This window comes from Polaromonas sp. CG_23.6, assembly GCF_029892315.1.
Lineage (GTDB): Bacteria > Pseudomonadota > Gammaproteobacteria > Burkholderiales > Burkholderiaceae_C > Polaromonas.
Genome location: NZ_JARXUY010000001.1, coordinates 3201778 through 3216271 on the forward strand (window position 1 = coordinate 3201778; position 14494 = coordinate 3216271).

Consider the following 14494-nt stretch of genomic DNA (forward strand, 5'->3'; position numbering starts at 1 on the left):
CAGCTTCTGAGGGCCAGCGGCACAACTGCCATGGCAAAGCCTCAGGGATGGTGCGCGGGGCGGGACTCGAACCCGCACAGTATTGCTACCGTCAGGACCTAAACCTGGTGCGTCTACCAATTTCGCCACCCGCGCTCCTGAAAAAAACAGCGGGAATCCGGATTACGCTCCAGATTCCCGCTTGAAATCGGTCAACTTTATATTTTAGCCTGTATCCGCGAGCCGCTTTTTTTGACAATACATTGCGCAGGGCCGAATCAAGCAACAGCTGAGGTGGCGCCCTCTTCCCGCTTGACACGAAACCAGGCCGCGTACATCGCCGGCAAGGCCAGCAAGGTCAGCACTGTGGCCACGATCAGCCCGCCCATGATGGCAACGGCCATCGGTCCCCAGAACACGCTGCGCGAGAGGGGAATCATCGCCAGCACGGCCGCTGCCGCCGTCAGCACGATGGGCCGCAGACGACGCACGGCAGACTCGACAATCGCGTCCCAGGCAGGGATGCCACTGGCCCGGTCCTTCTCAATCTGGTCAATCAGGATGACCGAGTTGCGCTGGATCATGCCCATGAGCGCAATCACGCCCAGCAAGGCCACGAAGCCAAACGGCCGGCCCAACAATATCAAGGCCCCGGCAACGCCCGCGATGCCCAGCGGCCCGGTCAGGAACACCAGCATGGCCCGGCTGAAACTGTGCAGTTGCAGCATCAAGAGCGTGAAGGTCAGGAACAGCATGATAGGGATGCCGGCGGCAATCGACGCCGAACCCTTGCTGCTTTCCTCGACCGCACCGGCCACGGCAATACGGTAGCCCGCCATGCCATTGCTGTGCCATTGGGCTTCCAGCGCCTTGAGCGCGGGCAGCAGTTGTGCGGTGACGGTCGCGCCTTGCAGGCCTTCGGCGATGTCCCCCTGAACAGTGATGGCGTAGTCACGGTTTTCACGCCACATCACGCCCGGCTCCCAGGCAAACACAGGTTTGGCGATCTGCGTCAGCGGAACCGACTGGCCAGAGGCGGTCGGCAGATAGGCGTTGCCGATGTCGGTAATGGCGTTGCGTTCGTCGAGCGGCTGGCGCAGCACGATGTCAATGAGCTTGTCGCCTTCGCGGAACTGGCCCACCGTCGAGCCACTGAGCAGCGTGCGCGCCCCTTGCGCAATCGACTGGCTGGTCACGCCCAGCGCGCGCGCTTTCGACTGGTCGACTTCCAGGCGTATCACCTTGACCGACTCGTTCCAGTTGTCATTGACGCCGCGCATGCTGGCGTTGCCCCGTATCAGCGCCTTGACCTCGTCGGCGCGCTGGCGCAGTACCAGCGGGTCGCTGCCAACGACGCGAAACTGCACCGGGTATGGCACCGGCGGCCCATTGGGCAGCAGCTTGACGCGGCCGCGCACCTCGGGGAATTCGGTGGCCAGCAAGGCCGGGAGCTTGATGCGCAGCGATTCGCGCACCGTCAGGTCTTTGGACAGGACGATCATCTGCGACACATTGGTCTGCGGAAACACCTGGTCCATGGGCAGGTAAAACCGCGGCACGCCCGAGCCCAGCCAGGTGCTGACGGTGGTGACGCCCTCTTCCTTCATCAGGCGCTGCTCGACGCGCTTGGCAATTGTTGCGTTGGCGGCAAACGAGGTGCCTTCAGGGAACCAGATGTCGACGATGATCTCGGGCCGGCTCGAATCCGGAAAGAACTGCTGCTGCACCCGGCCCATGCCGACAATGCCCAGCGCAAAAATCAGCACCGTGGCGCCAATCGTCAGCCATCGGTGTTCCACGCACCAGTTCACCGTGCGGCGAAAGGTGTTGTAGAACGGGCTGTTGAACATTTCATGCGGGCTGTCATGGCCGGCTTGAGTTTGGTTCACGTCCTGTATATGCGGCGGCGGCTTGAGCAGCAGCGTGCCCAGGTAGGGGACAAAGTACACCGACACAATCCAGCTCAGCACCAGTGCAATCACCGTGACGGCAAAAATCGCGTAGGTGTATTCGCCAGTCACGGATTTGGCCAGACCGATTGGCAAAAAGCCGGCGGCGGTGATCAGCGTGCCGGTCAGCATCGGCATGGCGGTGATCTCGTAGGCAAAGGTGGCAGCGCGCACCTTGTCATAGCCCTCCTCCATCTTGCGCACCATCATCTCGACAGCAATGATGGCGTCATCGACCAGCAGCCCGAGCGCGATGATCAGCGAGCCCAGCGAAATCTTGTGCAGGCCGATGTTCAGGTACCACATGGCCAGAAATGTCAGGCTCAGCACCAGCGGAATGGTGATGCCCACGACCAGCCCCGGCCGGATGTCGATGTAGTAGCGCTTCCACAACGGCAGCTGGCCCGGTCCTTGAAAAGGGCGCTTGTGCAGGCCCAGGCTGATGAAACTCACCGCCAGCACGATCAGCACGGCTTCGATCAGCACACCGACAAACTCGTTCACGGAACTGGCCACGGCCTTGGGCTGGTCCTGCATGTGGACCAGCCTGACGCCCGCCGGCAGGCTGCGCTCCAGACCGGCCGAGAGTTTTTCCAGCGACTTGCCCAGCCGGATGATGTCGCCTCCCTTGGTCATGGCCACGCCCAGCGCAATCACTTCCCGGCCCTGGTGGTGCACCTTGACCACTGGCGGATCGACATAGCCGCGCCGGACGTCGGCAATGTCGCCAAGCTGGAACTGCCGGCCCGAGCTGCCGCGAATCGGCATGGCGCGCAATTGCTCAATCGCCTCGAACTGGCCGGCGACGCGCACCTGCACCACATCCAGCGGCGTCTGCAGGCTGCCCGCCGACTCAACCGCGTTTTGCTGGCCGAGTTGCGCCAACACCTGGTTCAGGTCCAGCCCCAGCGTGGCCAGGCGCTTTTGCGACACCTCGATGAAAACCTTTTCGTCTTGCACGCCAAACAGCTCGACCTTGCTGACATCGGGCACGCGCAGCAGTTGCTGGCGCACGTCGTCGGCAAAGGTCTTGAGTTCGGCGTAGTTGAAGCCGTCGGACTCCAGCGCGTAGATCACACCATAGACATCGCCAAAGTCGTCGTTGAAAAACGGCCCCTGCACGCCGGCCGGCAGCGTGCCTCGCATGTCGCCAATCTTCTTGCGCACCGAATACCAGACATTGGGCACTTCGCTGGCCTTGGACGAGTCCTTGATCTGGAAGATGATCTGCGACTCGCCGGGCTTGGAATAGCTGCGGATGCGGTCGGCATAAGGTACCTCCTGCAGCGTGCGTTCGAGCTTGTCGGTGACCTGTTCGGCCACCTGCTGCGCGGTGGCGCCCGGCCAGTAGGAGCGCACCACCATGGCGCGGAAGGTAAAAGGCGGGTCTTCGTCCTGCCCGAGCTGAAAGTAGGCCGAAAAGCCCAGCACCATCAGCACCAGCAGCAAATAGCGCGTCAGCGCCGGATGCTCCAGCGCCCAGCGCGACAGATTGAAGCGCTCCGAAGGCTGGGGGCGCACGTCATTGGCGTGGTCTTGGATCGGTTGCGTCATACCGGCCTCACTTCGCGCCGGAAGCAGACGCCGCTGGCGCAGCCAATACCGGATTTGCTATTGAATCAGGAGCTGCTTGCACCCGCCCTGCTTGCGCAGAAGGCAGTTTTGATTCATAAATAGTGACTTTCTGACCGGGCGACAGCACATGCACGCCGGCGCTGACCACCAGCATGCCCGGCGTCAGGCCAGCGCCGACCACGATCTCATTGCCATCGGCGGTGGCCACCTGGATGACCTGAGACCTGACCGTCATGCTGGACTTGTCCAGCACCCACACAGCGGTGGCATTGCCCTCCTGGCGCAAGGCGCTGGTGGGCAACTTGATGACCGGCGTGCCGGTGGCAGCGCCGCTGTCCAGAATGGCATAGACCGTCGCGCCCAGCGGCGGTGCCTTGCCCTCGATCGACACCTTGACCGGGTACGTGCGCGTCACCGGGTCGCTGCTGGCGGCCACCTCGCGCACCGCACCTAGCAGCTCGGTGCCCTGCGCCCAGACGCGAATGCGCACCGGCGCGCCCGTCTTGATGCCGGCCACCCTGTCCTCCGGCACAGAAAACACCACGTCGCGCACGCCATCGGCGGCAATGCGCACCACGGTGGCGCCGGCGGCGACGACCTGGCCCGGCTCGGCCTCCACTGCCGTCACTACGCCGGACACATCGGCCGTCAGCACCGCATAGCCGGTCTGGTTGCCCTGCACCGCCGACTGCGACTGGGCCTGCTCCAGTTGCGCCTGCGCGGCCTTCAGGGTCGCCTCACGGCGCTCCAGTTCGGCGCCGCTGATGAAGTTTTGATCCTTCAGCGCCTGGTAGCGCTTGAAATCGGCGGCGGCCAGGTTGCGGTTGGTGGCGGCAGCGGCTACCTGCGCGCGAGCTGCCTCGGCGGCCAGGCGGTAATCCTGTGGGTCGAGCTGCGCCAGCACCTGTCCGGCCCTGACCTGCTGGCCGAGTTCAGCCTGCCGCTTGACGAGCTTGCCGCCAATCCTGAAACCCAGCCGGGATTCGACCTGGGCACGGACTTCACCGGCATATTCCCGGCTGGGGGCATAGGCGCTGGTGCCGACGGTGATGACCTTTACGGCGCGAACCGGCTCCTCGGGCGGCGCGGGCCGTGAGCAGGCGACCAGCAGCAAGGCGGCGCCTGCCAGGGAAACAACGGTTTTATTCATGATGGGCTGGTGGGAAAAGGGTCCGGACGCGTCCGGGCAGTCTGGTGCAAAGCGGCATCGGTCAAGTGCTACTGACTAATCGGTTAGTAATCTATGAGAAATGCAAAATCTTGTCAAGCGACAATCCAGCGCATGAATCCAGGCCCCACTTCTTCTTCTGCGCACCCCGCCAGCCTGCAAGGCGTCAGCCATTACGAGAATTTTCCGGTGGCCACGGTGCTGTGTCCGCCACATTTGCGCCCGGCCATCGCCGCCATCTACTGGTTTGCCCGCACCGCCGACGACATCGCCGACGAAGGCGACGCGCTGCCGCAAACCCGGCTGGACGACCTGGCCGCCTACCGCGCCGACCTGATGGCGACCGCCGCCGGCTTGCCGCCTTCGCCCCGCTGGGCAGAGGTGTTCGGGCAGCTCGGCCCGGTGATCCGGCAGTTCGATTTGCCGGTGCCTCTGCTGGCCGACCTGCTGAGTGCTTTCGAGCAGGACGTGGTCAAGCAGCGCTATGCGAGTCAGGCCGAACTGCTGGACTACTGCCGCCGCTCGGCCAATCCGGTCGGCCGGCTGCTGCTGCATTTGTACGGCGTGAACGATGCCAAATCATTGGCGCAAAGCGACTGCATCTGCAGCGCATTGCAGTTGATCAACTTCTGGCAGGACCTGGGGGAGGATATTGCGCGTGGACGGATTTATTTGCCCGCCGTCAGCTGGGCCGCGCATGGCGTCGATGAGGCGCAGTTGCTGAGGTTGGAAAGCCACCAAAATACTTTAAATTTAATAGCTGACAACGCACGCCAGGCGGGCGCCATGATGCGAAAAGGTTCAAAACTGGTGAAAAAGGTCCCCGGACGCGGCGGCTGGGAGCTGCGCCTGGTGGTCCAGGGCGGCCTGAGGATTCTGGAAAAGATTGAGGCACAGGGCTTTGACACGCTGAGGCGGCGGCCCAAGCTTGGCGCATGGGATGTGGTCGTGATGGGCTGGCGCGCTCTATGGATGTAAGGATATAGCCCCGATGCTTTTAACCTTGTATCCCCTACTGCAGCAAATCCGCCGTTTCAGCCTGCGACAATCCCGCGCATGACGCCAGAGAACTATGTCCAGGAAAAGGCTGCCGCTTCCGGCAGCAGTTTTTATTACGCCTTTTTGTTTTTGCCGACGGAAAAGCGCGCAGCCATCACCGCTTTTTACGCGTTCTGCCGCGAAATCGACGACGTGGTCGATGAAGTCACCGACCCCGGCGTGGCGCATACCAAGCTGGGCTGGTGGCAGGGCGAGGTGGCCAAGTCGTTTGCCGGCAACCCGACACATCCGGTGATGAAAGCCTTGATGCCGATGACCGCCACCTACGGCATCGAGGCGCGGCATCTGCAGGCGGTCATCGACGGCTGCATGATGGACCTGTCGCAAAACCGCTACCTGGATTTTCCGGCGCTCCAGCGCTACTGCCACTTGGTGGCCGGCATCGTCGGCGAAGTGGCGGCGCGCATCTTTGGCCAGACCGACGACGCCACCACGGCGTATGCGCACAAGCTGGGCCTGGCATTCCAGCTCACCAACATCATCCGCGACGTCGGCGAAGATGCGATGCGCGGTCGCATCTACCTCCCGGTCAATGAACTGCAGCAGTTCGATGTGAAGGCGCACGAAGTGTTGAAGCGCGAATATTCGGACCGTTTCAGCGCGCTGATGAAGTTCCAGACCGAACGCGCGCTGCGCCTGTACGACGAAGCGCTGGCGCTGCTGCCGGATGCCGACCGCCGTGCGCAAAAACCGGGCCTGATGATGGCCAGCATCTACCGCACGCTGCTGCGCGAAATCGCCGCCGACAACTTCCAGGTGCTGCACCAGCGCGTCAGCCTGACGCCGCTGCGCAAGTTCTGGCTGGCCTGGAAAACGCAGGCTTTCGGCAAAGTAGTTTAGTTATATGGCCCCCACGCTCCCCACTGCGTGTGGTTCGCTGCCCCCCGAGGGGGCTGCTGCGCCTGCGGCCCGGCGAAGCCGGTTCCACGGCCCCTGCTGGTATGGGCCGCAGCCTGCTGACAGGCATTTGGTTAAATGAACATTGCCATCATCGGCGCAGGCTGGGCTGGGTGCGCTGCTGCGGTCGAGGCCACGCGGCTCGGTCACCAAGTCACGATTTTTGAGGCTTCGCGCATCGCTGGCGGCCGTGCCAGGCGCGTCATGGCGACGCTGAATGGTTTGCCTGTCACGCTGGACAACGGCCAGCACATCCTGATCGGCGCCTATGCCGAGACGCTGCAGCTGATGAAGGATGTGGGTGTCGATGCGGCGGCGTCCTTTCTTCGCCTGCCGCTGACCATGCGCTTTCCGGACGGTAGCGGCCTGGCCCTGCCCGACTGGCCGGCGCCGCTGGACGCCTTCGCAGGCATATTGACCGCCAGCGGCTGGTCATGGGCCGACAAGCTGTCGTTGTTCAAGGTGGCGCTGGGCTGGCGGCTGGGCGGCTTCACCTGTCCGCCCGGGCAATCTGTCAGCGACTTGTGCCGCAACCTGGCGCCCGGCCCGATGGCCTGGCTGATCGATCCGCTGTGTGTCTCGGCACTGAACACCCCGCCCGAACGCGCTTGCGGGCAGGTGTTCCTGCGGGTGATGCGCGATGCGCTGTTTGCGCAAAGCGGCGGATCGAATTTGCTGCTGCCGCGCACAGACCTGAGCGCCCTGCTGCCCGATGCGGCGCTGGCCTGGCTGGCGGTGCGCGGGGGCGTACAGCGGCTGGGGGTGCGGGTTCAGTCGCTGTTGCCAGCGGGCCCTCAGTGGACGGTGGACGGCGAAATCTTCGACAGCGTCCTGCTCGCCTGCCCGCTGGCTGAAGCGGCGCGCCTGGTACAAGGCAGCGGGGTTGCCGCCGACGCATGGATGGCGAAGGCACGCAGCCTGACGCATGAAGCGCTGACCACGGTTTATGCCTATGGCGCCAGCGCCAGCCTGGCGCAGCCGATGCTGGCCCTGCATGCCAGCGCGGATGAACCCGCCCAGTTCGTCTTTGACCGGGCGCAGTTCGGTGGCCCGGCCGGTCTGCTGGCCTTTGTCATCAGCGCCAGCTCCGGCGACAGCGCCACGCTGACAGGGCAAGTTCTGGCGCAGGCCGCGCGTCAACTGGGTTTGAAGGATTTGAAGCCGGTGCAAACGATTGTCGAAAAACGCGCCACCTTCGCCTGCACGCCAGACTTGCAACGTCCGGCGCAGCAGATCGCCAACGGCCTGCTGGCGTGCGGCGACTACATGGCGGGCCCGTATCCGGCCACGCTGGAAGGCGCCGTGCGCTCCGGACTTGAGGCTGCCCGAAGCGTGTGCTGAACCACTGGCAGCAGGGCCAGACACTCATCAATTAATAGCTATGCGTGCTTTCTGGACAAGCGCTTCAGGCACTTTGCGCCATATAACGGACCTGCTGGAAGGCCGGGCGCGCCAGGCAGCCCTGCAGCCAGTCGCGCACCTGCGGGCATTGCGCCATCAGCTCGCTCGCGCCTTCGACCCAGGCAATCACCGACGCCACGCAGATGTCGGCCACGGTGAAGCGGTCGCCGGCGAGCCAGGGGCGGCCCTGCAAATGCTGGTCCAGGATGCGCAACGGACTCGCCAGGTGCCTGAGCGATTCCTCGGCCAGTTGCGGCTTGCGGCGCTCCGGCGGCATGAGCATGGCATGCATCAAAAAAATCAGTGCGTCCTTTTCGCATTCGGTCACGACCCAGAAGGTCCAGCGCAGGATCTCGGCGCGCTCGGCATGGCTGCGTGCCGCCAGCGACAGGCCGTTGGGGCTCAGGAAACGCTCGGCCAGGTAGACCGTGCAGGCCATCGACTCCCAGACCAGCACGCCGTCGTCGTCCACTACCGGGATGCGTCCGTTCGGGTTGACCTTCAAAAACTCGGGCGTGCGCGTGGCGCCGCCCACATAGGGCAAGGCGATGTGCTCATAGGCCAGACCCAGTTCCTGCGCGACCCACAAAGGGCGCGCAGCGCGGGAGGCTGCGGTGCCATAGATTCTCAAGGTCATGTCGGCTTTCAGTAGGGCTCTAGGGGAAACAGGTCACACAACTCGGTCAGCGTGGTTACGATTTCGTGCGGCTGGGCGGGGTGCGTCCAGGGATGGTCGGTGCGGTTCACCCAGACGGTCTGCATGCCGCAGTCAAGCGCCGCCAGCACATCAAGCTCAGCGTCGTCGCCCACATGCAGCACCTCGTGCGCCTGCAGACCGACCGCGCTGGCCGCCGCATGAAAAATGCGCGGATCGGGCTTGCCGACGCCGAACTGCTGGGCGCTCAGGCTGGCCGTGAAATACGAGCCAATGCCGATGCGGTGAACGTCGGCGTTGCCGTTGGACAACGCCACCAGCGGCATCCGGCGCGACAAAAACTGCAGCGACTGCAGCGCATCGTCAAACAGCGTGACCTGGTGGCGCGCGGCAAAAAACACCTCGAACGCCGCTTCAGCCAGGCCCGGGTCGTTGCCGCTGCGGCTAAGCGCCAGCCGGATGGCCCGGGTGCGCAAGGTGCTCAGGTCGTGCCGGAGTTCGGGATACAGGCCGTTGACATGCTCGCGAATCTCGTGGCGCACCGCCGGCTGGGCCAGCAGCGCCGCCGTCTGCGGGGCATGCTGGACAAGCCAGTCATGCAACGCAAGATCGGCTTTTTCGATAGTCGGCCAAATCGGCCAGAGTGTGTCGTCCAGGTCTAGGGTGATGGCTTTGATGGGGGTTAAATCGAGCATGGCTTAGGCGAGAATACCGCATGTCATTTGCAACCGAGCCTTCGTATGCCCACGGCGCACCGCCCAAGGCCCTCGCCACCACCGCCATCCTGCTGTGCAACCTGGGCACGCCCGATGCGCCCACCGCACCGGCACTGCGCCGCTATCTGGGCGAATTCCTGAGCGATGCGCGGGTGGTCGAGATTCCCAAGCCCATCTGGATGCTGATCCTGCACGGCATCATTCTGCGCACCCGGCCCAAAAAATCGGCTGCCAAGTACGCCAGCGTGTGGCTGCCCGAAGGCTCGCCGCTGAAGGTCTGGACTGAAAAACAGGCGGTCATGCTGCGCGGTTACCTGGGCCAGCGCGGCCACCCGGTCGAGGTGCGTTATGCGATGCGCTACGGCAACCCGTCGATTGCCTCGCAGCTTGACCAGCTGAAAGCTGACGGCGTCACGCGCATCCTGATCCTGCCGGCCTATCCGCAGTACAGCGGCACCACCACGGCCAGCGTGTTCGACGCGGTCTACACCTGGGCGGCGAAGGTGCGGCGCATTCCCGAGTTCCGATTCATCAACAACTACCATGACGACCCGGGCTACATCGACGCGCTGGCTGAAAAGATTCGCCAGCATTGGAAACTCAACGGCCAGGCCGACAAGCTGGTCATGAGCTTTCACGGCGTGCCCGAGCGCACCTTGATGCTGGGCGACCCCTACCACTGCGAATGCCACAAGACCGCGCGTCTGCTGGCCGAAAACCTTGGCTTGGCCAAGGACCGCTGGCAGCTGACTTTCCAGTCGCGCTTTGGCAAGGCCAAATGGCTCGAGCCCTACACCGAGCCGACACTGGTCAAGCTGGCGCAGTCGGGCTTGAAAAGCGTTGACCTGGTCTGCCCCGGCTTCACCGGCGACTGCCTGGAAACGCTGGAAGAAATCTCGATGGAGGCGCGCCACGCCTTCCTGGAGGCGGGCGGCAAAACCTTCAGCTACATCGACTGCCTGAACGACAGCCCCCGGTGGCTCGCAGCCTTGAGTGACATTGCCATCCGGCACATGGGCGGCTGGGACACCGGGGAGGCACGCGATGCACACAAACTCGCGGCGTCTCGTGCAGCTGCCTTGGCGCTTGGCGCCAGGCAATAAAAAACCCGGAACGGATTTTTTATTGCTATTTTTTTAATAGCTACTTGCACTTTTTTTCTTGGACAGGTGCTGATTTTTATGGAAGCAATGTGCTGATTCGCTGTGGTTGCGGTCAGCCAATGCCGGCTGATTGAGCATCACCAACTGAAGGGCTGGTTCAGACTGATTCCAGTCATTCAAGGTTTCAGATCGAAGGGCAGTTTCCGACGACAAAGCGGAATTTCAGACTCTTGGACTCATCGCCACAAAGCAGTCATCCGATTGAGCTGCGCTGCCACCGGAACGGCGGTCCGGATTGCCGCGATTCCAGTCATTGGTGATGCATGGATGAACTTCAGGACCGGGCCAGGAGCGGTAAGCCACGGCGGTCAGGTTTACGTCAAGCCGGTATGCGTGCACGGGCCACTTTAGCTTGGTGGCTGAGGAGGCTCCCTCCTGCTTCACAACTTGCCGTGCAATCAACCCGCCGCTCCTGCGCGCACTGAATGCCATAGTAGCTATGCGCACTGAGTCGTAGTCTTAAGCGCACCTGAATTGGGAGGGCGACGACCCGGTCCAGCGGCGGAACGCACGTGTGAATGCGCTGGGTTCAGAGAACCCTAGCAGGAATGCCACGTCGGCGGCCGTGGCGCCAGGCCTCGACAGGTGAGACAGCGCCAGGTCCTTGCGAACCTCGTCGACGATTTCACGGTAAGAGGTGGACTCCTCGGTGAGGCTGCGCTGAACCGATCGTTCACTCATCGCCAGTTCTGAGGCAATTACGGCCAGGCTTGGCACTTCACCCTTCAGGCGCGCACCGACGATGCTTTGCACCCGGCCACTCACTGTGCCGTGTGATTTGAGTTGTTCGAGGCGACGCCGGGCGTCCCCCTCAAACACCTCCAGCAGCGCTGGATCGGCTGACAGCATACCTGCCGCCAGCGCCGAAGTGGAATACACGACTGCGTTCTCGAGTTGATCAAAACGGACCACGGGGCCCAGCAGCCGCGCATGCTCGGCAATAGACGCAGGCGCGGCATGCTGAAAGGTCACGGCGATCGGCACCGGGGGCCGCGTCGCCACCCGCCCGAGCGTGAGCACGATGCCAGCAGCCACGGTCTCGATGACTTGGCGGGGTGAGCGACGCAGGTAGCTGCCGAGGTCGTCCGCCGCGCCGAACCGGCAGATCGTCGTGTCCTGTTTGTGTTCGACCTTGACCTGCAGACCCTCGTTCAGCAACGGCGCATAACGTGCAAGGCGCTCCAGCGCTTCACCGGCCGTCCGACAGCTGAGGATCACGTAGCCGACGATGCTTAACGCGCCAGGGTTGTAGACCTCTGCACTGTGCACTGTGCAGGCCTAGGTCGGCGTCGCCGGTGAGTTGCTCCGCCGCGGCCCACAGCCGTTCCATTGCCGCAGCGGGGACACGTGAATTGGGGTCGTCGACCCAAGAGGGGTCGATCTGCGCTGCCCGAAAGACCGTTTCGGCTGCTAATCCTCGACGGCCAAGAAAACCGAGAAAGTCGATCAGAAGCGACGTCGCAATCGTAGCCTCGCGCATCGGGGCTCCATCCAGGAAAGAAATCTGGCGCAACGGGTCAAGTCGGTGGCGCGTCCCGTCATTGCTGATCGGACCGGCTCACTGGACACTTACGTCACGCCGTTCAAGGTGTCCAATGAGTATATGGTGAATCGTGATTCAGATGATTTTTTGCGAGCAGCGACTGTCTTTGGCGGTGGCTCGCTGATCGCCGCGACGCTGCTGTTCTCCGCCGTCTTCATGGTGCTGGCGCGCAGCTTCGGCTACCCCGATGTGCTGGACCTGCCAGCCGCGCAGGTGTTACCGCAGCTGCTTGCGCTAGGGTCTGGCGGACGCGCGGTCTGGGTGCTGTACGGATTGATCCCGTTGCTGCTCTTGCCGACCGCAATGGGGGTCTATGCCGCCGGGCGCCATGCAGCGCCGCTGACCGCCATGGTGGCCTTGATCTGTGCTTTGCTGAGTGCCGCCGCCATGATGGCGGGTTTGCTTCGCTGGCCGAGCTTGCACTGGCAACTAGCCCTAGCCTACGCTGATGCGTCCCCCGGCGCGCGTGAGGCCATCACTGTGGTCTTCGCCGCTTCCAACAGCTACCTCGGCAACTTCGTCGGCGAGTTTCTGGGCGAGCTGTTCCTGAACTCGTTTTTCCTGTGCGCTGCCATAGTGCTCACCCGCGCGGCGTCCTCTGGACGGCGCTGGCTCATGGTGGCCGGCGCGTCGGCCAGCCTGCTGGGCGGCCTGGCCATGCTGCGCAACGTCATCACATGGGTCGAGCCTATCGCAGCGCTCAACAACGTCGTGCTGCCGATTTGGATGCTTGTACTTGGGGTGGCGCTGGCACGGCACCGGCCGAGCCCTCCCGGGCTGGCCTTACCGCCCCAACGATTGGAGACTCGAGCATGAACATCGCCTTCCGATCCGTGCCGCAGCCAGCAACGCTACTTTCAATTTACCCCGCACCCTATCCAGAATCAATGGAGCATTCATGAAATCATCACTCAATTTTCTTTCGGCCAGCCAACTTGCCGCAATGATTCGTTCCGGCGAAGTCACTGCTCGGGAAACTGTCGAGGCATTTCTGGCGCAAGCCAAAAAGCAGAACCCCACCTTCAACGCCATAGTGACGCTCCACGAGGCGCAGGCTCTAGCGCAAGCAGACCAGGCAGATCAAGCCAAGCGCGCTGGTAAACCTTGTGGCCCACTGCATGGGGTTCCGATCACGATCAAAGACACTTATCGCGTCAAGGGTTCACGCACCACTGCGGGTTACCTCCCGCTCAAGGACCACATCCCCGATACCGATGCGGTGGCGGTCGAGCTTCTGAAAGACGCTGGCGCGATCATCATTGGCAGGACCAATACGCCCACGCTGGCCATGGACATGCAAACGGACAACCCCATCTTCGGCAAGACCAACAATCCGTGGGATGTCGAGCGCACACCCGCCGGCTCCAGTGGTGGGTGCGCCACTGCGCTGGCAACCGGCATGACATCTCTTTCGCTGGGCAGTGACCTGGCGGGCTCTATTCGTTTGCCTGCGAGCTTTTGCGGCGTTTATGGATTGAAACCGACGCATGGCGTGGTCTCGTTCGAAGGACACATCGTCCCGCTCCCCGGCGAGATCAATGGCTACCGCACGCTGGCCGTTGCTGGGCCGCTGGCGCGTTCGATCGATGATCTGGCACTGGCGTTGGACGTGCTGACGCAACCGACATCCCATGACAGAAATGTCGCGCCGCTGCTGGCTGACATGGGCGGAAGTGTCGACATCTCCAAGCTCAAAATTGCATGGACCGATGACTTTGGTGGGGTTCCGGTCAGTGCAGAGATCAAAGACAAACTGCATGCCTTTGTGAAGACATTGGTTCAAGTGGGTGCCACCGTCCACAAGGTTGAACCGCAAGGAATGGACTACAACGAAATCTGGGAAACCTGGGGTAGTTTTGTGGGGGCGCAAGGCAACTACGACATGTCGAATTTGAAGCGCTCCATCGGTCATCTGTTCTCGAAAGGCACTTTGAAAAATATTCCTATGCAAAGAAAAATTGTGGGTCCAACTTCTGTGAAGAAGCTGATGCAAGCGTTTGAGCTGCAAAGCCAGTACATCACCAAGATGGACAACTTTCTCTCGGAATACGACGCTTGGTTGTGCCCCGTCAGCGCGACCACCGCGTTCAGGCACCATGCGCACAGCAAGAAGCTTGGCGATTTCAAGATATACAACCAGCCGTTGCAAGTGGATGGTGCGGACATCCATTACTACGTCGCCACCCAGTCGTACACGACTGTCTTTTCAACCACCAACAGTCCGGTGGTTTCCATGCCCATCGGCCTGGGCCAATCCGGTCTTCCCGTCAACATCCAGGTGGCCGGCAAGTGCTACAGTGACCGGCGCTTGCTCCAGGTAGCCAAGGTGCTGGACTCCTACGCGGATAAGTTCCACTACCCACTGCAATAAGCGTTACCTTCGACGTTA

The 14494-nt window shown here is 62.6% G+C and carries 11 protein-coding genes and 1 tRNA gene; 6 read left to right on the forward strand and 6 right to left on the reverse strand.

Annotated elements, in window-relative coordinates:
• Positions 1 to 48: 48 nt before the first annotated feature.
• The 3 genes from H4V98_RS15185 to H4V98_RS15195 all read right to left on the reverse strand — a co-directional run bounded on the left by H4V98_RS15185 (position 49) and on the right by H4V98_RS15195 (position 4653).
• Positions 49 to 135: transfer RNA gene (locus H4V98_RS15185), tRNA-Leu, on the reverse strand.
• A gap of 122 nt (positions 136 to 257) precedes the next feature.
• Positions 258 to 3482, reverse strand: coding sequence for an efflux RND transporter permease subunit (locus H4V98_RS15190; protein WP_196862303.1), 3225 nt, complete (start codon positions 3480 to 3482; stop codon positions 258 to 260).
• A 7-nt stretch (positions 3483 to 3489) separates the two neighbouring features.
• On the reverse strand, positions 3490 to 4653 hold the full coding sequence (locus H4V98_RS15195; RefSeq protein WP_280757668.1) for an efflux RND transporter periplasmic adaptor subunit: 1164 nt from the start codon (positions 4651 to 4653) through the stop codon (positions 3490 to 3492).
• A gap of 132 nt (positions 4654 to 4785) precedes the next feature.
• Here H4V98_RS15195 and hpnC point away from each other — a divergent pair, with 132 nt between their 5' ends.
• The 3 genes from hpnC to hpnE all read left to right on the forward strand — a co-directional run bounded on the left by hpnC (position 4786) and on the right by hpnE (position 7968).
• Positions 4786 to 5649 carry a squalene synthase HpnC gene (gene hpnC / locus H4V98_RS15200; protein ID WP_280757669.1) on the forward strand — a complete coding sequence of 288 codons (864 nt, stop codon included), beginning with the start codon at positions 4786 to 4788 and terminating at the stop codon, positions 5647 to 5649.
• A 78-nt stretch (positions 5650 to 5727) separates the two neighbouring features.
• Positions 5728 to 6570 (forward strand): presqualene diphosphate synthase HpnD, encoded by an 843-nt coding sequence (hpnD, locus tag H4V98_RS15205; protein WP_196862306.1) that lies wholly within the window; start codon positions 5728 to 5730, stop codon positions 6568 to 6570.
• A gap of 135 nt (positions 6571 to 6705) precedes the next feature.
• Positions 6706 to 7968: a hydroxysqualene dehydroxylase HpnE gene (gene hpnE / locus H4V98_RS15210; RefSeq protein WP_280757670.1), complete on the forward strand. Its 1263-nt coding sequence runs from the start codon at positions 6706 to 6708 to the stop codon at positions 7966 to 7968.
• A gap of 64 nt (positions 7969 to 8032) precedes the next feature.
• Here the strand turns inward: hpnE and H4V98_RS15215 are convergent, their stop codons facing one another.
• Together H4V98_RS15215 and H4V98_RS15220 are read right to left on the reverse strand one after the other, a co-directional pair.
• Positions 8033 to 8665, reverse strand: coding sequence for a glutathione S-transferase family protein (locus tag H4V98_RS15215; protein ID WP_280757671.1), 633 nt, complete (start codon positions 8663 to 8665; stop codon positions 8033 to 8035).
• 8 nt (positions 8666 to 8673) lie between these two features.
• Positions 8674 to 9378 (reverse strand): HAD-IA family hydrolase, encoded by a 705-nt coding sequence (locus tag H4V98_RS15220; RefSeq protein WP_280757672.1) that lies wholly within the window; start codon positions 9376 to 9378, stop codon positions 8674 to 8676.
• 20 nt (positions 9379 to 9398) lie between these two features.
• Between H4V98_RS15220 and hemH the strand changes: the two genes are divergently transcribed.
• Positions 9399 to 10502, forward strand: coding sequence for a ferrochelatase (hemH, locus tag H4V98_RS15225; protein ID WP_196862310.1), 1104 nt, complete (start codon positions 9399 to 9401; stop codon positions 10500 to 10502).
• A gap of 519 nt (positions 10503 to 11021) precedes the next feature.
• Here the strand turns inward: hemH and H4V98_RS15230 are convergent.
• A complete protein-coding gene (locus tag H4V98_RS15230; protein WP_196862311.1) occupies positions 11022 to 11831 on the reverse strand; it encodes an AraC family transcriptional regulator in 810 nt (269 codons plus the stop codon).
• A gap of 337 nt (positions 11832 to 12168) precedes the next feature.
• Between H4V98_RS15230 and H4V98_RS15235 the strand changes: the two genes are divergently transcribed.
• Both H4V98_RS15235 and H4V98_RS15240 read left to right on the forward strand, forming a co-directional pair.
• Entirely contained in the window at positions 12169 to 12921 is a 753-nt protein-coding gene (locus tag H4V98_RS15235) for a DUF4386 family protein (RefSeq protein WP_196862313.1), read from the forward strand.
• Between the two features lie 82 nt (positions 12922 to 13003).
• The gene (locus H4V98_RS15240) at positions 13004 to 14476 is read left to right on the forward strand and encodes an amidase (protein WP_196862314.1); all 1473 of its coding nucleotides are present in this window, start codon (positions 13004 to 13006) and stop codon (positions 14474 to 14476) included.
• Positions 14477 to 14494 lie beyond the last annotated feature (18 nt).

Bases quoted from the DNA above. Each gene is read 5' to 3' on its own strand.
- hemH (WP_196862310.1), top strand. From the start codon at position 9,399: ATGTCATTTGCAACCGAGCCTTCGTATGCCCACGGCGCACCGCCCAAG.
- hpnE (WP_280757670.1), top strand. From the start codon at position 6,706: ATGAACATTGCCATCATCGGCGCAGGCTGGGCTGGGTGCGCTGCTGCG.
- H4V98_RS15220 (WP_280757672.1), bottom strand. From the start codon at position 9,378: ATGCTCGATTTAACCCCCATCAAAGCCATCACCCTAGACCTGGACGAC.
- hpnD (WP_196862306.1), top strand. From the start codon at position 5,728: ATGACGCCAGAGAACTATGTCCAGGAAAAGGCTGCCGCTTCCGGCAGC.
- H4V98_RS15215 (WP_280757671.1), bottom strand. From the start codon at position 8,665: ATGACCTTGAGAATCTATGGCACCGCAGCCTCCCGCGCTGCGCGCCCT.
- H4V98_RS15195 (WP_280757668.1), bottom strand. From the start codon at position 4,653: ATGAATAAAACCGTTGTTTCCCTGGCAGGCGCCGCCTTGCTGCTGGTC.
- hpnC (WP_280757669.1), top strand. From the start codon at position 4,786: ATGAATCCAGGCCCCACTTCTTCTTCTGCGCACCCCGCCAGCCTGCAA.
- H4V98_RS15190 (WP_196862303.1), bottom strand. From the start codon at position 3,482: ATGACGCAACCGATCCAAGACCACGCCAATGACGTGCGCCCCCAGCCT.
- H4V98_RS15240 (WP_196862314.1), top strand. From the start codon at position 13,004: ATGAAATCATCACTCAATTTTCTTTCGGCCAGCCAACTTGCCGCAATG.